Source organism: Vibrio phycocola, assembly GCF_053850235.1.
On the sequence record NZ_JBSQDJ010000002.1, the window covers coordinates 393,236 to 415,757 of the forward strand.

Below are 22,522 nucleotides of genomic sequence, written 5' to 3' on the forward strand. Positions count from 1 at the left end.
TTTAAGAGGCGCGATTGTATCTTGTTCTAGATGAAAATGGATCAGAAAATTTGACTAGTTGAATTAGATTTGTCTTTGATCAGTCTTGGACATAAGATTTAAATTCAACTGATTACGTATGTGTTTTGATAAATACCTCAATAAATCAAAGAAGTAACCGAATTTATTGGTAGTATGGGAATTCTTGCTATCGAAATTCATATTTTCGATGTTGAGAGTTATTCACATTTTTGAGTTGATGCTGTGGTTGTTGGACAGAGAGGTTAGCAGATTGGTCACACAAGCGGAAAAATCAGTTACACGTACGATAGCCAAAGCAATGTTGCTAATTGTATTGCTTTCTATCGTTACGACGACGTTGGCAATCGTAACGCTGGCTTCATCGTTGAATGATGCTGAGGCGGTGAATGTTTCAGGTAGTATGCGAATGCAAAGCTACCGTTTATCGCATGATATTCAACAGCAGTCTCCAGAGTTTGAATCTCACTTAAAGATATTTGAACAATCACTCCTTTCACCTTCCATGCAAGCTCTTGAGTCGTGGGGAGTGCCTAAAGATATTACCAGTGACTATCGAGCTATTATCTCGCGTTGGGATGAATTAAAGCAGAACCTACTTAGCTCTAATCGTATGCAATATATTGATATTGTAGCTGATTTCGTAAGTCAGATAGATGGGTTTGTATATAAGTTACAGCGTCACTCGGAAAGAAAGCTTATCGCTCTTGCTTGGGTGGGAAGCCTTGGGTTAGGTGGAATTCTTATCGCTTCTATTTATGTGGTGCACTTTATCCGTAAAGAAGTAGTGAAACCATTAAAAGCTTTATTGGTTGCAAGCCGCAGAATTCAAAATCATTCGTTTGATGTGGTTTTGAATTCAAAAAGTCAAAATGAAATGGGAATATTGACCAACACATTTAATCATATGGCACAAGACTTAGGTAAGTTATACCGCGGTATGGAGTTGGCCGTATATGAGAAAACACGCGAGTTACAAAATGCAAACAACGCCTTGAAAGTGCTTTATGATTCATCGCAGCAGTTAACGGCTTCACGAATTGGAGAAGATAACTTTAAATCGATTATCGCCAATATGGTCAATATCGATGGTATTGCGGCTGTGCGCTTAGAAGTGGGTGAGAATAGTGAAACATCATGGAACTTAGAACATGGAGATATGACGGGTGCTTGCGAGAATAACGATTCAACTGAAACGGCTAGTTTGCCGCTTATTTTAGACAATCAAAAGCTCGGTGAACTTACTTGGTGCTACTTTCACCCTAATTATGACGCAGCATTGATCAGTAGTTTCGCACAAATGCTGGCGAGAGCGATTTACTTTAACCAAGCGCAAAGGCAAGCAGAACAAATTATTTTAATGGAAGAGAGGGCAACAATCGCTCGTGAACTGCACGATTCATTAGCTCAATCTCTATCTTATTTGAAAATTCAAATGTCGTTACTCAAACGTGGTTTAAAGACACAATCGATAACCTGTGATCAGTCACGAGTTCAACCTGTGATTGGCGATATTGATAAAGGGTTAAGTGACGCTTATATCCAATTACGCGAATTACTGACAACGTTCCGCTTAACAATTAAAGAAGGCAATTTTGATCAAGCACTTGAAGGAATGTTACAACAGTTGAACGATCAATCATCAGTCGCCATTAAACTGACCAGCTATTTTTCTACACAAACTCTAGATGCTCATCAGCAAGTGCATTTGTTGCAATTAATTAGAGAAGCCGTACTAAATGCGATAAAACATGCCGATGCGACTGAAATTAAGATAAACTGCATTGATAATCATGATAGTTTGGTTTTACAAGTCGTCGATGATGGTAAAGGTTTTGATAAGCAAGAAGCTGAGTTAAATCACTATGGTGTGGCGATAATGCGAGAACGAGCAGAAAGATTGGGCGGGGAATTGACCTTAGACTCTTCACCGAATCAAGGGTGTACAGTGACATTAACTTATAACAAACCACGGGAAGGTGTTAGCAATGATATATAACGTTGTACTCGTTGATGATCATCCATTAATGCGCAAAGGGATTGCTCAGTTACTTGATTTTGAACCCGAATTTAATGTGGTTGGCGAAGCAAGTAATGGTACTGATGCCGTTGCCTTAGTTCACGAAGTCGAACCTGATTTAGTGTTACTTGACCTTAATATGAAAGGAATGTCGGGGTTAGATACATTAAAAGCATTACGAGCAGATGGTTCTCAGGCGGCGATTGTCATATTGACCGTTTCTGATAACTCACTTGATATTGATAAACTAGTGAAGGCTGGAGCGGATGGGTATTTACTCAAGGATACGGAACCCGATGACTTAGTTACCTTGATTAAGGAAGCAGTTACTGGTGGTAAAGCGTACAGTGAATATGTCTCTCGATATTTACGCGAGCGTGGAGATCACGTAGATGGTTTTGAGCTTTTAACTGAGCGAGAAATGCAAATTCTGGCGCAAGTAGTAAAAGGGTATCGTAATAAACAGATTGCAGATCGACTTATGATTACAGAATCTACGGTCAAAGTTCACATGAAAAGTTTGCTGAAAAAGCTTTGTGTTCCATCACGTACTGCGGCGACCGTTTTATATTTAGAACGCTGTGGTGATGTTAAGTAATGCGATACATAAAAAATAAGGGTTGTTTTTACGGTGACAATTTTTTATCTTAAAATTGATACACAAACCTGCTTTTTAAAATATTAATCATCTATATGCATACTGTTACTTGTGGCGTCAAGCTCTCAACGCTAAAGTTAAAACAGTGCTCTTGTATGAGGTGTCTGAAAATTATGATTAAACAATGTCGTTTGTTAGACAAGAGAGCAAAAGATCAATTTAAAGCGGTGGATGGGCAAGCAACGGACTTCTACATTGCTTTCCAACCAATAGTTGATTGTTTAGAGTCTAAGATATTTGGGTACGAAGCATTGGTTCGTGGAGAAGACGAATTAGATGCAGAATCTGTGATTCATACAGTGGGTAGAGCAAACCGTTACGAGTTTGATCAATTGTGCCGTGAGCGTGCAATTGAAGTTGCCGCTGGTTTTAATATTCAAGATAAGTACTTGAGTATTAACTTTCTGCCAAATGCGATCAACTGCCCAGAGAAGAGTATTCTTTCGACGGTAAACGCCGCTAAAAATATGGGGTTTCCGATCGAAAAAATTATTCTCGAGTTTACCGAAGTAGAAAAAATTCATGATATTGGTGTGGTTAAACACGTACTGAATCTGTATAAAAAATTAGGATTCAAAACGGCGATTGATGACTTTGGAGCAGGGTATGCTGGTTTAGGGTTATTAGCTGACTTGCAAACCGATATTGTGAAGTTAGATATGGCCCTTGTTCGCAATATAGATCGTGATACCGTACGTCAAACTATCTTAACGCATTCATTAAGTATGCTAAATCAACTCAATATTGACGTTATTGCAGAAGGTGTGGAATCTCATCAGGAAATGCGTTGGCTGCGCTCAGCAGGAGTGCGTTACATGCAAGGGTTCTATTTTGCACGACCGCAAATAAACGGGTTACCTGAAGTTGACATTCGAGCATTCGAACTTCATTAAAAAAAGCCACCAAGTCGGTGGCTTTTTTGTGGCGTGTTGTAAAGAGATTAACCCCGTGTAAATACTTCCGTAAAATCACGTTTTAGGATTGGATCTCGACGAGCTTTTTTAATTTGCTTGACCATATCTTTTACGCAGTTGGTTAACACTTTGTTTAAGATTTCAGCTCTATAATCATTTAGCGCATCTTCATCCATATCCTGAGGCTGATTTACCGCTAATTCTTGCATTACGTTAACTCCCGCAAACCCTTGGCTTACTGAAATTAAAGCGTGAAATTGCTCGAAATTATCTAGGATATTTTGTGCGCTACCAGGTAGGTGGTCCCAAGCTTCTCGTACGACTTCTTCTGATATCTCGTGTAATGAGGCGACCATCGGAATTATGTCTTCTGAAACTTCGTCAAATTCTATAACTTGGCGAAGTTCAGGAGAAAGAGTGTCGAGATCGACTTCTGTTGTTTGATTCTCAGTTTCTTGTTGGCTCATGGTTTGCCTCTCATTATATTTTAAGAAGTGATCTAACTATCATTAATAATGTTAAGTCAATATAACTTAACTAATAAATCAGTGAAAGCCTAGAAATGTTGTGCTATATCTAACTATTATCATATAGTTACATTCGATATCTAAGGATGGGTATGGGAAAGATGAACTGTTCATTGAGAATTCTTCTTGTAGAAGATGTGCAACTTGATCGCATGCAACTTTCAATTAGATTGAAGCAGCTTGGGCATGTAGTTGAGGGAGTATCTAGTGGCTCAGCGGCGCTTAATTTGTTTTCGTCATTTGAACCAGATCTGGTGTTGCTTGATATTATAATGCCAGGTATGTCAGGTTTTGATGTCGCATCTGCTATTCGTTTAGAGCACGATGATTGGGTGCCAATTATCTTTTTGAGTAGTCATCATGAACCAGAGATGATTGCTAAAGCCATTGAAGCCGGTGGAGACGATTATTTAGTCAAACCCGTCGATAATCTGGTGCTGACGTCCAAACTGCTCGCTATGTCGCGTATTGCCGATATGCGTCGTGAACTGAAACGTACCAGTTCTCGGCTTACAGAACTCAACCATATCCTTCAACTTCAAGTTAACGAAGATAGCCTGACCCAGATCTTTAATCGCCGATATATGGATGAGAAAGTCGCGGAAATGATCAGTTGGCACGGGCGACATAAATTGCCACTCAGTCTCATTTTATTCGATGTTGATCAATTCAAAATATTTAATGATTTTTACGGACATACTGAAGGCGACAAATGCCTTTATACATTGAGTCAAACATTTAACCAGTTGTTCACGAGAAGTGGCGAGTATGTCGGACGCTATGGAGGAGAAGAGTTTATTGTTCTGTTAAGTCATTCTGATTTACAAATGGCTCAGCTCGCTGCGAAACGAATTATGAGCGCAATAAAGCTCTTAAATTACCCACATGAGAAAAGTAGCGTAGAGAAATATGTAACAGTATCTCTAGGGCTTGTTTCGATGGTCCCTAATGGTGATGAGTCGACCAGTTATTTATACAATCTTGCCGACAAAGCGATGTATCAAGCAAAGCAGGAAGGAAGAAACTGTTCGGTGGTCTGTTCGGATCAACACTTTCTTGATGCGATGTAAACCGAGAATACTACTGCGTTAACGATAACAGCTCTACCGAGTGCGATAGAGCTGTTTTCGATTTACTCTTTATTACTTAGTTACTTAGTTACTTAGCTGTGATCGCAAATTCATCAACTCGAATTTCTGAATCTTTTGCCATATTGTTTCCATCACTTGGATCGGTTTCCAACAGAGCAAATATTTCGACACTTCCTGTGCTGCCAGAGTTGAAGTCAACGCTAATCTGTTTAAAGCAAGCTTTTACTTCAGCAACAGGTGCATCGCCTAGATCTTTGACATGTGCACGAGCATCAGCAATGACAGCACCAGTGAGTGCTGCGCCTTCCACAACTTCATTCACGCCATAGTGAAGCGTACTTGCTGACATTTCGCCTTTTTCATCACAGTAATATAAAGAAAATTGCATGTCGGCATTTTGTGGTAATCCAGACACTATTTGGCTTAAACCAGGTGTTGCTGTGTAATCATTAATTGCGACTTTTTGTTTAAAACGAAATCTTGAAGAACCTTCATCACCAAACGCGGTGTTGCCAGAACTGCCTACATCGCCTTTGCCTCCATCGGAATCTTCATGAGAAACCCATACTTCGCTTTCTCCTTTATTTGCACGGTATTCACTTAATTGTGCATCTTGGATGTAAGCCGCTTGAGTTGAAAGTGCGAATGTTGAAACGAGAAGTCCGACGGTTGTCGCGACGGTTTTGGTTAGTTTAGTCATGTTGGGTTCATCCCTGTAAGGTTGTTATTGAAATAAAAATAGTTAGAAGTTTTATTATTGTTAGAATTGTTACTGTGAACATAAGTAATATTAAATGATCATTGGTATGAGTTTTGTGACGAATTCCGTATTTGAGAACTGGGTAGGTCGATCAAGTTAACACTTTCATAACAGCTCATTGTTTGACCATGATTTTGTGTGATGTTAACCCTAATTTGAAGCAGAGATATTACGTTGTAGTTTAATAAGGAAGCCCAATTCCCTGCTTATTCAATAGCGAAATGAGATCAAGTTAACAAATATTTAATATTAAAATAATACTAATAATGTGCACTAGAACACCACTGAGTTTATGAAACTGGGATCTAGCTTATAGTTCAGCGAACCTAATTGATAACAATGTTGTTACAGCTAGTTCGACAAGTTTACCCTTGGTTCAATTATCTCAGCTCTCACAATGAGACTTATATCGATTTTCTTGAGGTGGAAAATAGGTAGTATTTCATTTCTTAAATCATAATGTATGACTAAAGGTAACCAGATGACGAAGAAAATTCTTAGTTCAGTATTGACCGTATCGGTCTTGGCTGCACTGGGCGCATATGGCACTGCTTATGCTGCAGGCGTTCCAGAAAAGCCAGTCTTGATAAAAGCAAGTTCCGACGATGGCAACGTTCCGGACCGTCTTGTTGATGGAGATACCAACACACGCTGGTCAGCCAATGGCGTTGGTTCATGGGTTGAGTTTGATTACGGGGTCGTCTCGAAGATCAACGCAATAAAAGCCTCATTTCATAAAGGAGATGCTCGCACAACCACGTTTGACCTAGAAGTCAGCGTCGATGGCGAGACGTGGACAAAGGTTATTAGTCAGCAAGCAAGCAGTGGCTTAACAACCGATATAGAACGTTATGATTTTGATGAAATAGAAGCGCGTTACATTAAGTTAACGGGATATGGAAATACGTCCAATAAATGGACCAGTTTAACAGAATTACATGCGGTAGATTGTAACACCAGTGTGTGTAGTGATAGTGAAGTTCCATCGGCTCCTATTCTTAAACCTGTTGCGATTTCTGCAAGCAGCGATGACGGTAATACACCAGAACGCCTTTTCGATGACTCCCTTAAAACTCGTTGGTCAGCCAATGGCGATGGCGAGTGGGCAATGTATGATTACGGTAAAGCAGAGACCTTTGATGCGGTTCGCCTTGCTTTCCATAAAGGTGATGTACGCTCAACTAAGTTCGATATTGAAGTTAGCGAAGATGGCACAACCTGGACCAAAGTGGTCACCGGTGGAGCAAGCTCTGGCGCATTAACAACCTACGAACGTTTTGAATTTGAGCCCGTTACTGCACAATATATTCGATATGTTGGCTTTGGTAACACGTCGAATACTTGGAACAGTTTAACGGAAATGGCTGGACTGAACTGTAAAATCAATCTCTGTCCAGTGAATGAAGTTATTACCGAAGAAGTAATTAAAGCGGCGAAAATTGAAGCAGAGAAGCAAAAGCGCTTTATCAAACATGTTGGTAAGCAAACAACATTAGATGATTGGAAGCTGACTATTCCTGAGAATTACGGTGGTTTCTATAGCGGTGTATCCAAAGAACTGGCTAAAAATGAGATCGATGTTAATAAAGCAGCCGAAATCTTGCCTAGTGAATGCAGTGTTGATGGTTCTTCTTTAACAGCTGCAACGAAAAATGATTACTTCTGGGCAGACGAGAAAGGCTGGCATTTCCGTACTCCATTAGATGGTGGCGCAACGACGCCAAACTCAACCTATATTCGTTCAGAACTGCGTGAGTTAGCAGGTGATTGGGCACCTTGTGGTGATACCTCTCTTGCAAATTGGGAATACGGTGGCGAGCATACTTTGGTTGCGACATTAAGTTTGGATGAAATTCCACATCTTCCGCTGAAAAAAGATGGTATTACACCTACCGATCCTAAAGTGGTATTGGGTCAAATCCATGCTCACGACATAAGCGCAGCAACCGCTAAGCTTTTGTGGGAAGGCAACGATAAGCCAGTCCGCGTTATCCTAAATAAGTCGACAGAGAAGAGCGCATTCTCGGTTAAACTTGGCAAAATTGATGACCCAAGCCAGCCTTGGAGCTACAAAATTAAAATGACAGCCCGAGGCATCGAACTTAGTGCTGGTGGTGTGACTAAGAAGTTATCGTTTGGCAAAGAGCTGGATGGCGCATGGAAGAATGAAACCTTCTACTTCAAAGCTGGCCTTTATCCTCAAGTCTATAAGGAGTTTGGCGGTGCTTTTGAAGCTACGTTCTCTAAGTTGAGTATCGAACATAAAGCTCGTCCAGGTGATTTCGGAACAAAAGTTGCTCTTGAGTGTGACCCAGCTGTTTCGGATTGTTCTTGCGTAGAAGCGGATCCAAACTGTACGTGGTGGGATGTGCCGTTAAAAGCCCCAACCATTCCAGCAACACCGATTCCGGGGAATAAACCAGGCCAGAACTTTGACCTAACGACTTGGTATTTGTCTCAACCGTTTGACCATGACTTCAACGGCAGACCAGATGATGTATTTGAGCAACATTTAAACCAAGGCTATGAGCACCCAGAGCACTTTTATACTGCTGACGATGGTGGCATGGTATTTAAGTCGTTTATTAAAGGTGTTCGTACCTCTAAGAATACCAAATATGTCCGTACTGAATTACGTGAAATGCTTCGTGCCGGTGACATGTCTATCCCAACTAAAGGGGTGAACAAAAACAACTGGGTATTTAGTTCTGCTCCAGTTGAAGATCAAAAAGCTGCGGCTGCTATCGATGGTGTGATGAACGCCACACTTAAGATTGATCACACAACAACAACGGGTGATCCTAGCCAAGTTGGACGCTTTATCATTGGTCAAATTCACGATAAAGATGACGAACCTATCCGCCTCTACTACCGTAAACTGCCAGATCAAGAGATGGGTACGGTTTACTTCGCACATGAAAATACAAATGAAGGCTCAGATAAGTTCTTTGACTTAGTGGGTGGCATGAAAGGTGTCACAAACGATGGTATTAAACTCGGTGAAGTCTTCTCTTACCAAATCAAAGTTGTGGGCAACACAATGACAGTAACGGTAATGCGTGAAGGCAAGCCTGACGCAGTTCAAGTCGTCGATATGAGTGAAAGTGGCTACGATCAAGGCGGAAGATACATGTACTTTAAAGCTGGGGTTTACAACCAGAATAACACTGGTGATCCAGATGATTATGTACAAGCAACCTTCTACAAACTTGAGAAATCACACAGTCAATATCAAGAATAATACGTGCTGATGTCACTGTAACTTGGTATCTACATTTCAAATCTAACTCAAAACCGTTCACTTTATGTGAGCGGTTTTTTTGTTCTAGTACTTAATTTTTCCCTATCTACGCTTTGGTTAGTTCAAGTTTTAGTTAAAATATTTAACTTTTATTACTATAAGATCAAAGGGTTAGTATTTAATTTGAACGTTTTAAAAAATATATTCAATTGCGGTGTAATATTTTGGCAGTCATTAGCGACTAATGTTTAAAGGTAAAATACTTGATTTGAATTACACTTTGTAGATGTCTATTTTGAAATAACATCGCAATAACGAGAAGACGCAAGGAATTTAAATTGATCGATGAATTACAAGCATTTCTTTTAAGTGGTGAAACATCAAATGTACTGTTGTTTATCGGTATCATTTTACTGTCTTACTTATTAGAAGATTTAGCCATAGTGACGGCTGGCACGTTGGCCGCACAAGGCAGTATGCTGCCATCGGTTGCTCTATTTGCAATCTTCATTGGGATTGCGAGTGGTGATCTTGGGTTGTACTGTTTGGGACGAGTGGGGCGCAGAGTTCGTGTTTTGCGCTATAAGGCACTAACAAATCGCCACTTTAAAGTTATGCGAGCTCGTTTCCATCGTGGTGCTTTCTTCAATCTTTTTGTTATTCGTTTTATTCCGGGAATGAGAAGTGTTGGTTTTACTCTTAGTGGTTTTTTCACTATCCCATTGAGCATATTTTTATGCGCGGTCATTTCGGCTACCGCGATATGGACAACATTAGTCTTTTTCGCCATTTACTATTTAGGGAGTCAGGCATGGATGCAAGCGTCGCATTTACAATGGTTGATTGTACCGTTTGCTATCGCCCTATTATTTTTCGTTAATCGTTTTCTCAACCATTCACTATCAAAAGGTCATGCATGAGTTCGTTGACAGATGTTCGTTTAATTCCATCGCATAAAATTAATGCAGGTATGCCCGTTTTAGAGATTGATTCAGAGCAGAGTATTTCTCGATTTGAGTTTTTTCCAACGTGGTTTTTTTATACGCCAGTTGTTTTACAGAGTGTGGCACAAGGGCTGTATTATCGAGATTTTCGTTTACCGTTAGTCGTCAACCCAAGCATTAAATTAAGTGGCATGGTGGGTGAATCGAAACACGATATCATGCGCTTAGCTGGAGAGACGGCAATGCCTTGGATTTCGCCTTTCGTGACGTTGACGAAAACCCAATCTCCTGTAGACGAGCAGGTTGAAGATGCATTAGCTACGTTGCGCAGTGAAAACCTTGATTTTCCAATTGTTGGTAAGCCAGACCTCGGTTGTCGTGGGGTTGGGGTGAAGCTCCTTCGTGATTCTGGGCAGTTAAAAGATTACATTGCTAATTTTCCAAGCGATGCGCGCTTTTTACTTCAGCAAAAAGCTCCGTACCAGGCTGAGGCAGGGGTGTTTTATGTGCGCCATCCAAATGAATCTAAAGGGAAGATAATTTCAATTACTTTGAAATATTCACCGTCTGTTGTTGGAGATGGTCAAAGTACGTTGCAGCAGTTGATAGAGCGTTGTCCTCGTGCGGGTCAGTTGACTCATCTCTATTTTCCAAGGCATCTCGACAAATTAAATTGGGTTCCGGCAGAGAATGAAGAATTTCAACTCGCTTTTGCTGGGAGTCATAGCCGCGGCAGTATTTTCCGCGACGGTAATCAGTACATTACCAAAGAACTAACCGAGAAGCTGGATCTGATTCTTAAAGATGTTGAGGGATATCACTACGGTCGACTTGATATTAAGTTCGATAATCTCGACGACTTTATGAAAGGTGAACACTTTACCATTCTAGAACTCAATGGTGCGAGCAGCGAGGCCGCACATATTTGGGATAGAAATACGCCATTAATGTCCATTTTTGGGATGTTACTGAAGCAATATCGTTTGTTGTACTCAATCGGAGCAAAGCAGAAAAAACGGGGCTATACACCTCCTTCTTTTAGAGAGCTTTTGGGTGCTTGGCGAGAAGAAAAAAACTTAACCAAACAATATCCAAGTACCGATTAAATTTACGTCATTGTCTAAGGCAACAAAATTATAAGGAAGCTTATGTTATCGATAATTGCAAACAGTCAAGGCCAGTTGGTTGGGCGTGAATTGCCTGTAATTCAAGGTTGTATTGAAACGTTAGAACAAGGTTATGAGTGTTTAGAGTTTTTAACTGATGAACAATATTTATGGTCAGCTAAACCACATGTTAACAGTAGTATTGGAGAGCATTTTCGTCATCTTCTTGACCTCTTTCATGCGGTAAATGTTGGTATGTCGGAGTCAGCAAAGAATAATGAACCACTGGTTATTGATTATAATTTGAGACGACGTGGACACATTGTTGAAACGTCACGAGAGCAGGCGCTATTGGAGTTATCTCAGTTAATCCAGTGGTTGGAAACACTTAGTGAACAAGAACTCAAAACGTCGGTAGATGTCCTGACAGAAGTCTCTATTATTCACACCGACATGAATCTTATGACGTCAACACTAGAGCGAGAAATTACGTTCGCGGCGCTACATGCCACGCATCATTATGCGATGACAAAAGTAACAACCAGTTTATTAGACCTCAATGTGAGTGATGACTTTGGCTTCGCTCCAGCAACGTTGTCGTATTTAAGAGGTCAGTAACTATGTGTTCTGTTTCTTGGTTAGTCGATAAAGACGGCTATCAGATATTTTTTAACCGCGATGAACAAAAAACACGAGCAGATGCATTGCCACCTCAGATACTGCACATCGATGGGGTTGATGTTGTGATGCCGATCGATCCTGTTGGTCAAGGAAGTTGGATCAGCACCAATGAAATGGGTTTGAGTTTGTGTTTGTTGAACAACTATCAAGCGAGTAACCCAAATGATGTGATATTAAGCCGTGGGTTATTGCTGAAGAGCTTGTCGAGTGAGAACAGTATTGAGAGCGTCCGCGATGCTTTTTCTAAGCTTGCTTTGCCTCAGTTTGCTCCATTTAGTCTATTAGCATTTGATCGCAGTGTTAGCCAAGATGGAAGCCCTGTTATGGCGTTTGAGTGGAATGGTCTGGAGTCCAATGTGCATCCAACAGACTCACCATTGTTTTCATCTGGCGTTGATTTACACAATGTTATTCATTATCGCAAAACGGCCTTTCAGAGCATTGTTGGGGAAGAGCGAACTCAGGAGAACTTATTGAAGTTTCATCGCCATCAGCATGCCGAACATTCACATATGTCGGTCTCTATGCATCGAGACGATGCTAAGACCGTGAGTTTTACTCACATTGAGGTATCCAATGATTCGCAACAAATGAGATACGTTGCGGGGTCACCGAGCACACAGCTTACTTTACAAGCATTAACTAATAACACGACGGCGCTGCCGAATCGTAATTCTTTGGCATTAACCAATTAAGGAAATAATTATGAAATATATTATGGCAACAATGTTGTTCTTTTTTACTCATCTTAGTTTTGCAGCCGATGCAATTTCTACCAGCTTCTTGAGTAATAAGGCTGTCAGCGGTTATGACACGGTCGCTTATTTTACAGAGGGTAAGCCAGTGAAAGGAAGTTCGACATTTAAAACAGAATATATGGGTGCCGATTGGCTATTTGCTTCACAAGAGCATCTTGATCTGTTTCTAGCGGAACCAGAGAAGTATGCACCTCAATATGGTGGGTACTGTGCGTGGGCCGTTTCAGCTCAGAATGATTTTGCTCCATCAGACCCTACTAAGTGGGCAATTGTCGATGATAAGTTATACCTGAACTATAACGCATCGGTTAAAGAGAAATGGGATGCTGACCGCGCATTGCACATTACCCAAGCTGATACTAATTGGCCTGCTCTAATTAAGTAAGAAGTGATAGAAGGAGATACGCTATGATCGCAAGCCCATTTCGTTTACCTAGAGTAACCCCTTTTGGGTTGGGAGAGTCTGTTGTTGAATGGGCGACAGGATTGTCCAAGTTGGATCATTTGTATCAGCAACGACCTGAAACCAATACCTCGTTTGATTTTATGCGCTACACCTTAGATGCGCTAAACGTTGACTATGCGGTGAACCGAGGCTCTACCGACTCAATTCCAGTAGAAGGTGCGGTTGTTATCGTAGCAAACCATCCACTTGGTGCGATTGAAGGGGTTATTTTAGCGGACTTGGTTGGTCAGGTGAGGAAAGACGTTAAAGTTCTCGCGAACCAAATGCTAAAACGCCTTCCTGAAATTAGCGATCTGTTTATTGGTGTTGATGTTTTTGGTGGGGAAGGAGCAAAGCGAACCAATAGCAATGCTATTCGTGAAGCTAATCAACATCTTGCCGATGGTGGTGTTCTGGTTATCTTCCCTGCTGGGGAGGTATCGACCTATCCGAAAGGTGGCTCGTCTCTATCTGATATAGAGTGGCGTAACTCTGTTGCGAAGTTTATCAAGCACAGTGAAGCGACAACGGTACCTATCTTTATCAATGGAAAGAATAGCGATCTGTTTTATCGAGCTGGCCATGTTCACCCGTTACTTCGTACAGCGATGCTTGGGCGAGAGCTGCTTAATAAGCGATCAACTGAGATTAAAATTTCGATAGGCGATACGATTCCGTTTAGTGAGCTTTCAACCTTTGATAGAGACAAAGATATCGTTAATTATCTGCGTTTAAACACCTATTTGATGCGACCAGAAAGTGATCATTTTTCAATGCAAGGTGCTCCTAGTTATGGAACTGAAGTCATTGACTCCGTAGAGACGAGTTTACTTGAACAGGAATTAGTCACATTACCGTCTGATGCGGTGTTACACGAGCAAACCGACTTTATTGTGTACTATGCGTCGACCAGCCAGATCCCTAATATCATGCGGGAAATAGGGCGAATTCGAGAAAATAGTTTCCGTGCGGTTGGCGAAGGCTCTGGCCTTGAGTGTGACATTGACGAGTTTGATAGCTACTACTTACAGTTGTTCGTGTGGCACAAGCAAGACAAACAGATTGTGGGTTCCTATCGTCTTTGTATGGTCGACGAACTGGTGAAAGAAAAAGGAATAGAAGGGCTTTATTCTCGTAGTCTATTTAACTATGACCAAACGTTTATTGATTCTCTTGATCATAGTATTGAAGTTGGGCGTTCTGTTGTCGCCGAACGTTACCAAAAGAATCTAAATTCATTGTTAATGCTGTGGAAAGGCTTGGCGAGTTTTGCTTCTCGTAACCCTAAATACACACACCTGTTTGGTCCAGTGAGCATTAGTAATGATTACAGTGACAGTGCACGACAGTTAATGGCAGCGACATTGTCGGTTCATTATTACGATGACGAAAAGGCAGAATTGGTCAAACCACTCACACCATTGCGCGCGAGTAATTCTGTGTTTTGGCAACCTAATTTGCTGTCTGCACTTGCAAGCGTCTCCTTATTGTCTAAGGTGCTATCTCGCATGGAGCAAGGTAAGGGCTTGCCAGTATTGCTGCGTCAATACATAAAGATGAATGGTAAGCTGGTTTGCTTTAATGTTGACCCTGCGTTTCATGACACGTTAGACGGGTTAATCGTTGTTGACTTAAGAGAAGTGCCGTTAAAGACATTAGGTCGATATATGGGGCGTGAACAAGCTGCGCTGTATTTAGAAAGCCACAAAGTTTAGCAAGTCATAACGTGACCCTATAGCTTCGAGAGTTTAAATAGTCCTAAATCAATGAGCCGATGTAAATTGCATCGGCTCTTTTGTATTTCATTGTTTAATTTTTATTATCGATATCAAAATTGGTGATGCAAAAATCGAGAAATGTTTCGCACCGTTTTGGAAGCTTTATTCCAGAAGCTTTAGAAATGACCAGTGAAATGGGAGTTGCGTAATCAGATAATGGAATGCTAATAAGTTCTGATCCATCGAAGCAAGTATTTGATTTTATATGGGAATTCATTAACGCGTAGCCTTCGCCATTTGCAACCAAACTGCGCAGCATCTCGATACTTTTAGTACGGTGCTTAATGATTGGATCCTTATCATATTGCTCAAATAACGACTGAAAATATTTATTCGAATGAGGTAAGTCTAATAAGATTAAAGGCTCATCTTTTAAGGTCATCAAATTGATTTGTTTTCTATTCGCCAATGGATGTTTCACCGATAACAGTACATGTGGACTGATCTTCGCAAGCTCTGTTGATTCAATTTGAGCGTTGTTATTTAAGTCATACATCAAAGCCATCTCTATTTTCCCGGTAAGAAGTGCTTCGTTTATCTCTTCGATATCTCCTTCGAATAACTTGAAGCTTACTTCTGGGTAGAGCTTGGTGAATCCTTGGATTAATTTAGGTGCATAAATCGGCCCTAAACTTGCGTAGCATCCAACATTAATTACCCCAGAAATTAAGGTGCTATGCTGCGTCATATAGCCGTTAATTTCTTCAGCATGAGACAATAAAGTACGGCTATAAGAAAGCATCTCTTTCCCTGCCGGCGTTAGTGAAACTCCTTTAGCGTGGTGTCTTATCAGCAATTGAGTATTTAACGTTTCTTCGAGCTGAGAAATCGCGTTTGAAATTGCGGGTTGGGAGATGTAAAGCTTTTCACTCGCTTCTGTTACGTTGCCAGATTCGGCAACAACAACAAAATATTTGAGTTGTTTTAAAGTGTAATTAATCATCTCTAAGACCTACCATCAAATAAAATCTATCTGTGTTAGACATAGCATAACTTACTTTTATACAAAATAATGGGTTGAATTCTTAACTATCCAAATAAATCAGTATAAATTTTAATTATTTACCTTTTGACAAAATTATATTTTACGTATGTAACGAGATGAATCATAAATACAGAGCACTTTCGATAATCGATCGTTACCAAACGTTATAAAACAATGCCTTGTTTAGTACAAAAGGTCTACGAGGATCGAAAGCTTAAAGGTGTGATAGTTATTTTCTATTTCGCTCTCCTTAGCTTAAATAGGCTATTGGTATTAGCTCGTAACTATTACTTTGAAACGTCATTATGTTGTTAACATTGTAAGGGCTCGATTGATGTCAAAGAGAACAGTAGCTAAAGCTCAAACTATAGATATACCCAAAGAACGAATAGAGAAAGATCTTTTGGGCGAAAGAAGTTTGCCGATGGACGTTTATTATGGCGTACAAACTTTACGAGCAATGGAAAACTTTCATATTACTTCCATTTGTGTTGGTGATTTTCCTAATTTGGTGAAAGCCTTAGGGATGGTGAAGAAAGCCTGTGCAGTCGCAAATGCTAAGCTCAATATACTTGATACAGAAAAAGCGGAGGCAATAACGAAAGCCTGTGACGAAGTGATTGGTGGTAAGTTCAATAACCAATTTGTAGTCGATATGATTCAAGGCGGAGCGGGCACTTCAACTAACATGAATGCAAATGAAGTGATTGCGAATAGGGCATTAGAAATTCTTGGCTTTGAAAAAGGCCGCTATGACATCCTTAGTCCAAACAACCACGTCAATTTGTCACAATCTACTAATGACGTGTACCCAACCGCCATACGTTTAGCGTTAATCATGTCAATACCGGAACTTTACGAGTCAATAGCGTTACTGGGTTACCAATGTAAACAGAAGGCTGTCGAGTTTAGTCGTGTGATAAAAATGGGGCGAACCCAGTTACAAGACGCGGTCCCGATGACGTTAGGCCAAGAGTTTGAAGCGTACTATGCGACGCTGAAAGAAGATCTCGATATGTTAAAGGTTGTTTCGAATAATTTTAAAGAAATTAATTTGGGTGCAACTGCAATTGGCACAGGAATTAACACCGACCCCGAATATTCGAGTTTAGTCATTGAAGAACTGTGTTGGATTTCAGACATACACTTCGTCAAAGCCACCAACTTGATTGAAGCAACAAGTGATATGGGCGCGTTTGTTACTCTTTCAAGTATGCTAAAAAGAACCGCTATAAAAGTCTCAAAAATATGTAATGACTTGCGTTTGATGAGTAGTGGGCCAAGAGCGGGCTTGAATGAAATAAACCTCCCTCCTATGCAGCCAGGATCTTCGATAATGCCTGGTAAGGTAAACCCTGTTATTCCTGAAGTTGTCAATCAAGTGGCTTATGAGGTTATTGGTAATGATCTCGCAATAACAATGGCGTCTGAAGCAGGGCAACTTCAATTAAACGTTATGGAGCCTGTTATTGCATTTAATTTACTACGGTCGATACAATTCATGACTAATGCATTTAATACACTTGCAACACGCTGTATTTCAGGTATTACTGCGAATGAAGAGCATTGTAAATCAATGGTTTATAATAGCATTGGCATTGTAACAGCGATTAACCCTTATTTGGGTTATGAAGAGTCGACTCGGATTGCAAAAGAGGCATTAGGTACAGGGGAAAATATTATTAATTTGATTAAACGAGACGGTTTATTAACAGATCAGCAGTTATCAGACATCCTTAATCCTGAAAACATGACTCAACCTAGACGACAACTTTAATCTAAGAGAAGATTGATAATCTGATATGTATAAACCCCTTGATTGTTTCTTAAATTTTAAGCGAGGGGTTCAATAAAAAAAGATAGACCATTTGGTCTATCTTTTTTAGTTTATACCTTAGCGAAAAGTGAGATTTTAGCGCTGCGAAGCATCCTTATAGGCAGAGTATGTGCGCTGCGTAGCAATATGCCCGGCGATATGCTTAGCATCATGCCATACTCCCCAGATAAAGGCTGAACCACGTCGTGATAACCACGCTTGACCAACAAAATATACACCTGGCTCGGTCGAGACACCTCGTTGATGAGCAGGTTTGCCTTTTTCATCAAACGCATCGACTTTTAACCAGCTGTAATCGAGCGCGAAGCCCGTTGCCCAAACGATGGTTGTGATGCCTTCTTTCGCTAAATCAAGCTCAAGAATCGGATTTGTCATACACTCAGGATCAGCGAGAACATTACGAGCGGATGGTTCCTCAGGAAGATCTAGACCATTGCGTTCAATATATGCATCGGCAGAATCCAAGAAATCCATGTAATTCTTATTCCCGCGCTCTACATTGTCATTAAGGTCATTTTGGAAAGTAACCTTACCGTTATTAAATTCCTTGGTCATACCAAGTAGGGTAATCCCTTGATGAGCGAGTGCGCGAAAATCAACAGTACCGTCCTTACCATGTGCACCTGTTACAGCAATAGTTACATGTTCTGTTCCTGGCTCTAGAGACTCACGATCCCACTCACCTAATACGCCCAACCACCAACAGAAATCGCGATTACGGTATGAACGAGGCGGGCGATCATGTGGGCCAGCTGATAAGAAGACTTTTCGGCCTGAACGCTGAAGTTCGTCAGCGATTTGCACACCAGATGAACCAGCACCTACTACCAACACAGCGCCTTCTTCTAATTGCTGAGGGTTTTTGTAATCTGCAGAGTGTATCTGTGTAACGGATTCGTTTTTAGCAATAGGAGGAATAACCGGAGTTTGGAAAGGTCCGGTTGCCGAGACAACACGTTTTGCTTCTATTGTCCCTTGTGATGTTTCGATGATAAAGCCTTGAGCATTCACATTTCGCACAACGCTTTTAACTTCTACACCAGTGCGGATAGGGGCTTCAAACTTTTTCGCGTAATCCACTAGGTAATCAGCGACTTTTTCTTTAGGGATAAAAGAGTCAGGATCATGGCCTTCAAATTCTAATCCAGGAAAGCGGTCATGCCAAGCTGGACCATTCGCTACCAATGAATCCCATCGTCTGGTTCTCCATTGCTCGCCGATACGATTACGCTCTAAAACAAGGTGTGGAATATCATGCTTGCTTAAATGCTCACTCATTGCAACACCGGCCTGACCAGCACCTATTACAAGCGTATCTATTTTTTCAATTGCCATTGTTGTTTCCTTATTATTTTTTATCAAGGCCAATGAATAAGCCAAGAGGGTTTCCATATCACGTAGACGATTTAGCCAGCTGTCAATTGGAAGTGAACCTATACAACCGTATTCTTTACTCTTTTAAGATTGAAAAAAGCATAATTAGGAAATGTGCATTGGTAAAATATTATTAATTTAACAATTAAATCAAAAAAAATTATTTAAACAATTTGGCTAGTGGTAGTTTGTGGGGGATATAAATGGCTAATTGTTTGAATGTGTTACTAAAGAGATCAAGCAAATGATTTCTCGTTTTTCTGTGAATAGAAATAAGTTATTTTGCTGATATATTTAAAAAATTTTCATTTCTAGAAAGTGATTATAGAATAAAAAGTAATAGCAAGATTAGACGGGACCAGATACATGATAAGAACAGGTGAAGAGTACCGTGAGTCAATAAAAGATAGCCGTGAAGTTTATATAGCAGGAGAAAAGGTAAAAGATGTTACTAGCCATCCTGCTTTTAAGCCGATCGTTGATGTAAAAGCGAAAATTTATGACATGCAGCATAGCGCTTCTACAAAAGATGTCATGACCTATCAAGCCGATAATAATGAAGTGTGTGCTATCGCCTTAAAGCTGCCGCAGAGTAAGCAAGATTGGTGGGATAAGAAAACAGCCACTAATTTGATGATGAATGAAGTTGGCGGTGTTGTTACCCGAGTCGGGGATGAGACGGTTGGCGAAATGTGGTCACTGTATGATTCACAAAAAGCGTTAAATGGCATCAATTCTGAATTTTCAGACAATATAAAAAATCACATTAATAACGTTATTATTAACGATACATTCCACTTAACGGCGAACACAGATCCAAAAGGCGATCGTTCTAAAGCGCCTCAATTACAAGATCCGGACATGCGCTTACATGTCGTGCGAGAAACGGATCGCGGCATTGTGGTTCGCGGAGCAAAATTTGAAACAGCCGCAGCTTACGCTAACCAAGCCTATACCAAGCCCACGATTGCAAATTGGGAGGCGGATACAAAATTTTCAGATTATGCATTAGGCTTTATTTGTAATTTTAGCTCTCCCGGTCTCAAAATTATTTGTCGCGATGGTTTTGCTGATAAAAATCCTTTGGATTATCCCATTGCGACAAAGTTTGATGAAATTGAAGCATTGGTCATTTTCGATGATGTTGAAATTCCATGGGAAGATGTGCTGTTCTATCGAAACACCCAAGCCGCGAAGTTTATTCACACTTCGCTACATCGATATTCTGCCTTTGCATTTATACAGCGTAATTTAAAAGTTGCTGAGTTATTAATTGGTGCATCAATACTGAATGTCCAGCAAACTGGCGTAGATAATCAAGTTGGTGTGCAGGAACGCTTATCTAAATTGGCATGCTATCGAGAAGGTATCGACGCTCATTTAATTTCATCTATTGCGATGGCTGAAAAAAGCCCGAGTGGTTTGGTTATGCCTAATCAGTCATTGCTTTATGCGGGCCGCGTTTTTGCTTGTTCTCAGCTTTATGAAATGGTCAACGTTGCGCGTGAATTAGGTGGTGGGCAAGTATGTTTAACACCTAATTACGATACGTTTAACCATGATGAAACTAAGCCATGGTTGGATAAATTTTACAACGTAAATGCTCAGTGGCCAGCTGAGGAAAGAAGAAAGTTGCTGGCGTACTCTCGTGATCTATGTAATTCAGACTACGCTGGTCACAGGTTAACATTCCAAGAATTTGCTCAATCACCGCGTTTTGCTCATCTAGCGTCGGTTTATCACCATTTTGATTTCGATGGGCCTGCTGAATTGGTTCGCCAAGCGGCAGGTTTAAGTCAAACAATACAGTCAACACAGCTCGAAAATACAGGTGTGGCGGGGGAACATGGCTCTTTCTTGAGCACTACGGCAGATATTTTAAATAATAAAACTCGCCTATAAACAACGAAAACTCCAATTTAATCATGTTTATACGAGTCACTTTCTATGAGCTATTCTTCTAGAAGTGGCTTGTTCGGCTCTCTATTTTTAACTAAAACCCAAGACATAATTTGATAAAAAGCATTGGATGAGCATCCACAATTATGAATAAATTTTAATTATCCAAGAACTTAAAAATTAATATTTTACTAATGTTTCGTGGAATCATAATGTCTGAAATTGAATAACGTGAAACATTAATCCAATGACTAAAGATAACTAATAAGTCGCTTACTTATGAGTGACTAAAACAAACGTGAAAAGAGATAATACTATGATTATTGGTGTACCTAAAGAAATTAAAAATCATGAATACCGTATTGGCTTAACGCCTGCTGGGGTTAAAGAGTTAGTTTTAAATGGTCATAATGTGATCGTTGAAAATAATGGCGGTGCCTCGATTGGTTTCGATAATGAACAGTATGTTACAGCGGGTGCAAAAATTATTGATAGCGCTGCGGAGATATTTGCTACTGCCGATATGATTATCAAGGTAAAAGAGCCACAACCTGTAGAATGTAAAATGCTTCGTCCAGGGCAAATACTGTTTACATATTTACATCTAGCACCTGATCCACAGCAAACTGAATTATTGGTTGCATCAGGCGCAACGTGTGTTGCCTATGAAACCGTGACTGCTGAAGAAGGTGGTTTGCCTTTATTAGCACCAATGTCTGAAGTAGCCGGTCGTATGTCGATTCAAGCAGGAGCTCACGCGTTAGAAAAAGCACAGGGTGGACTTGGTGCGTTACTTGGCGGCGTTCCGGGTGTTGCTCCAGCTAAAGTATTAATTGTTGGTGGTGGTGTTGTAGGAACTCAAGCTGCAAATATGGCAGTAGGTATGGGCGCTGATGTCACTATTTTAGACCGCTCTTTACCACGTTTACGTCAATTAGACGCAGAGTTTAAGGGTCGTTTGAAAACCGTTTATTCTACGGCTGATGCAATGGACCAACTTATCGTCGAAGCTGATTTAGTGATTGGTGCGGTATTAATCCCAGGTGCTGCTGCGCCGAAATTGGTGACAAAAGAGCACATCAAAATGATGAAGAAAGGCGCTGTTGTCGTCGATGTTGCCATTGATCAAGGTGGCTGTTTTGAAACATCAAAAGCAACGACACACCAAGATCCGACCTATATTGTTGATGATGTTGTTCATTACTGTGTTGCCAACATGCCTGGTGGCGTGGCTCGTACTTCAACAATGGCACTTACCAATGCAACGATGCCGTTTGCCGTAACACTTGCCAATAAAGGTGCTAAACAAGCGTTACTTGATGATAAGCATCTACTCGCGGGACTAAATGTTCTTGGCGGAAAAGTGACTTATAAACCTGTTGCCGATGTTTTAGGATATGAATACGTATCCCCAGAAGTTGCTCTAGCCAGTTTGTAATATTTAACTAGATGACAGCTAACTGTGTCTGAAAGAGTACAAATTTAA

General features: G+C 40.6%; 18 protein-coding genes and 1 pseudogene. 15 read left to right on the plus strand and 4 right to left on the minus strand.

Going from position 1 to position 22,522, the window contains the following annotated elements:
* Positions 1 to 271: 271 nt before the first annotated feature.
* The 3 genes from narQ (at position 272) to ACWU4D_RS05130 (ending at position 3,589) form a co-directional block, all read left to right on the plus strand.
* A complete protein-coding gene (narQ, locus tag ACWU4D_RS05120) occupies positions 272 to 2,017 on the plus strand; it encodes a nitrate/nitrite two-component system sensor histidine kinase NarQ (RefSeq protein WP_456050319.1) in 1,746 nt (581 codons plus the stop codon).
* Positions 2,007 to 2,636: a response regulator gene (locus ACWU4D_RS05125; protein WP_456050320.1), complete on the plus strand. Its 630-nt coding sequence runs from the start codon at positions 2,007 to 2,009 to the stop codon at positions 2,634 to 2,636. Before narQ ends, ACWU4D_RS05125 begins: the two co-directional genes overlap by 11 nt.
* Before the next feature lie 173 nt (positions 2,637 to 2,809).
* Entirely contained in the window at positions 2,810 to 3,589 is a 780-nt protein-coding gene (locus ACWU4D_RS05130) for an EAL domain-containing protein (protein ID WP_456050321.1), read from the plus strand.
* A 47-nt stretch (positions 3,590 to 3,636) separates the two neighbouring features.
* Here the strand turns inward: ACWU4D_RS05130 and ACWU4D_RS05135 are convergent, their stop codons facing one another.
* Positions 3,637 to 4,077 carry a DUF3069 domain-containing protein gene (locus ACWU4D_RS05135; RefSeq protein ID WP_456050322.1) on the minus strand — a complete coding sequence of 147 codons (441 nt, stop codon included), beginning with the start codon at positions 4,075 to 4,077 and terminating at the stop codon, positions 3,637 to 3,639.
* A gap of 152 nt (positions 4,078 to 4,229) precedes the next feature.
* On the opposite strand from ACWU4D_RS05135, the gene ACWU4D_RS05140 reads away from it, so the two are divergent.
* Complete coding sequence (locus tag ACWU4D_RS05140) at positions 4,230 to 5,207, plus strand: diguanylate cyclase domain-containing protein (protein WP_456050323.1); 978 nt, start codon at positions 4,230 to 4,232, stop codon at positions 5,205 to 5,207.
* Between the two features lie 88 nt (positions 5,208 to 5,295).
* Here the strand turns inward: ACWU4D_RS05140 and ACWU4D_RS05145 are convergent, their stop codons facing one another.
* Positions 5,296 to 5,928, minus strand: a complete 633-nt coding sequence (locus ACWU4D_RS05145; RefSeq protein WP_456050324.1) for a hypothetical protein — start codon at positions 5,926 to 5,928, stop codon at positions 5,296 to 5,298.
* Between the two features lie 541 nt (positions 5,929 to 6,469).
* Between ACWU4D_RS05145 and ACWU4D_RS05150 the strand changes: the two are divergent.
* From ACWU4D_RS05150 to ACWU4D_RS05185, 8 genes and pseudogenes are all read left to right on the plus strand, one after another.
* Positions 6,470 to 7,291: pseudogene (locus tag ACWU4D_RS05150) on the plus strand (discoidin domain-containing protein); the annotation flags it as partial.
* A gap of 57 nt (positions 7,292 to 7,348) precedes the next feature.
* Positions 7,349 to 9,229 (plus strand): polysaccharide lyase family 7 protein, encoded by a 1,881-nt coding sequence (locus ACWU4D_RS05155; RefSeq protein ID WP_456050542.1) that lies wholly within the window; start codon positions 7,349 to 7,351, stop codon positions 9,227 to 9,229.
* A gap of 338 nt (positions 9,230 to 9,567) precedes the next feature.
* Entirely contained in the window at positions 9,568 to 10,149 is a 582-nt protein-coding gene (locus ACWU4D_RS05160) for a DedA family protein (RefSeq protein ID WP_456050325.1), read from the plus strand.
* Positions 10,146 to 11,279: a D-alanine--D-alanine ligase gene (locus ACWU4D_RS05165; protein WP_456050326.1), complete on the plus strand. Its 1,134-nt coding sequence runs from the start codon at positions 10,146 to 10,148 to the stop codon at positions 11,277 to 11,279. Before ACWU4D_RS05160 ends, ACWU4D_RS05165 begins: the two co-directional genes overlap by 4 nt.
* 42 nt (positions 11,280 to 11,321) lie before the next feature.
* Positions 11,322 to 11,897 (plus strand): DinB family protein, encoded by a 576-nt coding sequence (locus ACWU4D_RS05170; RefSeq protein ID WP_456050327.1) that lies wholly within the window; start codon positions 11,322 to 11,324, stop codon positions 11,895 to 11,897.
* 2 nt (positions 11,898 to 11,899) lie between these two features.
* Positions 11,900 to 12,655 carry a hypothetical protein gene (locus ACWU4D_RS05175; RefSeq protein WP_456050328.1) on the plus strand — a complete coding sequence of 252 codons (756 nt, stop codon included), beginning with the start codon at positions 11,900 to 11,902 and terminating at the stop codon, positions 12,653 to 12,655.
* A 10-nt stretch (positions 12,656 to 12,665) separates the two neighbouring features.
* Positions 12,666 to 13,103, plus strand: a complete 438-nt coding sequence (locus ACWU4D_RS05180; protein WP_456050329.1) for a YHS domain-containing (seleno)protein — start codon at positions 12,666 to 12,668, stop codon at positions 13,101 to 13,103.
* A gap of 23 nt (positions 13,104 to 13,126) precedes the next feature.
* Positions 13,127 to 14,878, plus strand: a complete 1,752-nt coding sequence (locus ACWU4D_RS05185; RefSeq protein ID WP_456050330.1) for a lysophospholipid acyltransferase family protein — start codon at positions 13,127 to 13,129, stop codon at positions 14,876 to 14,878.
* Between the two features lie 94 nt (positions 14,879 to 14,972).
* Here the strand turns inward: ACWU4D_RS05185 and ACWU4D_RS05190 are convergent, their stop codons facing one another.
* Positions 14,973 to 15,884 (minus strand): LysR family transcriptional regulator, encoded by a 912-nt coding sequence (locus ACWU4D_RS05190; protein ID WP_456050331.1) that lies wholly within the window; start codon positions 15,882 to 15,884, stop codon positions 14,973 to 14,975.
* Positions 15,885 to 16,260: 376 nt separating this feature from the next.
* Between ACWU4D_RS05190 and aspA the strand changes: the two genes are divergently transcribed.
* Complete coding sequence (gene aspA / locus ACWU4D_RS05195; protein ID WP_456050332.1) at positions 16,261 to 17,703, plus strand: aspartate ammonia-lyase; 1,443 nt, start codon at positions 16,261 to 16,263, stop codon at positions 17,701 to 17,703.
* 135 nt (positions 17,704 to 17,838) lie between these two features.
* On the opposite strand, the gene ACWU4D_RS05200 is transcribed toward aspA, so the two are convergent.
* On the minus strand, positions 17,839 to 19,098 hold the full coding sequence (locus ACWU4D_RS05200; protein WP_456050333.1) for a flavin-containing monooxygenase: 1,260 nt from the start codon (positions 19,096 to 19,098) through the stop codon (positions 17,839 to 17,841).
* 405 nt (positions 19,099 to 19,503) lie between these two features.
* Between ACWU4D_RS05200 and ACWU4D_RS05205 the strand changes: the two genes are divergently transcribed.
* Together ACWU4D_RS05205 and ald are read left to right on the plus strand one after the other, a co-directional pair.
* Positions 19,504 to 21,039, plus strand: coding sequence for a 4-hydroxyphenylacetate 3-hydroxylase family protein (locus tag ACWU4D_RS05205; RefSeq protein WP_456050334.1), 1,536 nt, complete (start codon positions 19,504 to 19,506; stop codon positions 21,037 to 21,039).
* Between the two features lie 313 nt (positions 21,040 to 21,352).
* The gene (ald, locus tag ACWU4D_RS05210) at positions 21,353 to 22,474 is read left to right on the plus strand and encodes an alanine dehydrogenase (RefSeq protein ID WP_456050335.1); all 1,122 of its coding nucleotides are present in this window, start codon (positions 21,353 to 21,355) and stop codon (positions 22,472 to 22,474) included.
* Positions 22,475 to 22,522: the final 48 nt, after the last annotated feature.

Coding starts and splice junctions, on each gene's coding strand:
- ald (WP_456050335.1), top strand. CDS start 21,353: ATGATTATTGGTGTACCTAAAGAAATTAAAAATCATGAATACCGTATT.
- ACWU4D_RS05190 (WP_456050331.1), bottom strand. CDS start 15,884: ATGATTAATTACACTTTAAAACAACTCAAATATTTTGTTGTTGTTGCC.
- ACWU4D_RS05140 (WP_456050323.1), top strand. CDS start 4,230: ATGGGAAAGATGAACTGTTCATTGAGAATTCTTCTTGTAGAAGATGTG.
- ACWU4D_RS05145 (WP_456050324.1), bottom strand. CDS start 5,928: ATGACTAAACTAACCAAAACCGTCGCGACAACCGTCGGACTTCTCGTT.
- ACWU4D_RS05130 (WP_456050321.1), top strand. CDS start 2,810: ATGATTAAACAATGTCGTTTGTTAGACAAGAGAGCAAAAGATCAATTT.
- ACWU4D_RS05205 (WP_456050334.1), top strand. CDS start 19,504: ATGATAAGAACAGGTGAAGAGTACCGTGAGTCAATAAAAGATAGCCGT.
- ACWU4D_RS05155 (WP_456050542.1), top strand. CDS start 7,349: ATGGCTGGACTGAACTGTAAAATCAATCTCTGTCCAGTGAATGAAGTT.
- ACWU4D_RS05185 (WP_456050330.1), top strand. CDS start 13,127: ATGATCGCAAGCCCATTTCGTTTACCTAGAGTAACCCCTTTTGGGTTG.
- ACWU4D_RS05125 (WP_456050320.1), top strand. CDS start 2,007: ATGATATATAACGTTGTACTCGTTGATGATCATCCATTAATGCGCAAA.
- ACWU4D_RS05175 (WP_456050328.1), top strand. CDS start 11,900: ATGTGTTCTGTTTCTTGGTTAGTCGATAAAGACGGCTATCAGATATTT.
- ACWU4D_RS05135 (WP_456050322.1), bottom strand. CDS start 4,077: ATGAGCCAACAAGAAACTGAGAATCAAACAACAGAAGTCGATCTCGAC.
- ACWU4D_RS05165 (WP_456050326.1), top strand. CDS start 10,146: ATGAGTTCGTTGACAGATGTTCGTTTAATTCCATCGCATAAAATTAAT.
- ACWU4D_RS05180 (WP_456050329.1), top strand. CDS start 12,666: ATGAAATATATTATGGCAACAATGTTGTTCTTTTTTACTCATCTTAGT.
- ACWU4D_RS05200 (WP_456050333.1), bottom strand. CDS start 19,098: ATGGCAATTGAAAAAATAGATACGCTTGTAATAGGTGCTGGTCAGGCC.
- ACWU4D_RS05170 (WP_456050327.1), top strand. CDS start 11,322: ATGTTATCGATAATTGCAAACAGTCAAGGCCAGTTGGTTGGGCGTGAA.
- aspA (WP_456050332.1), top strand. CDS start 16,261: ATGTCAAAGAGAACAGTAGCTAAAGCTCAAACTATAGATATACCCAAA.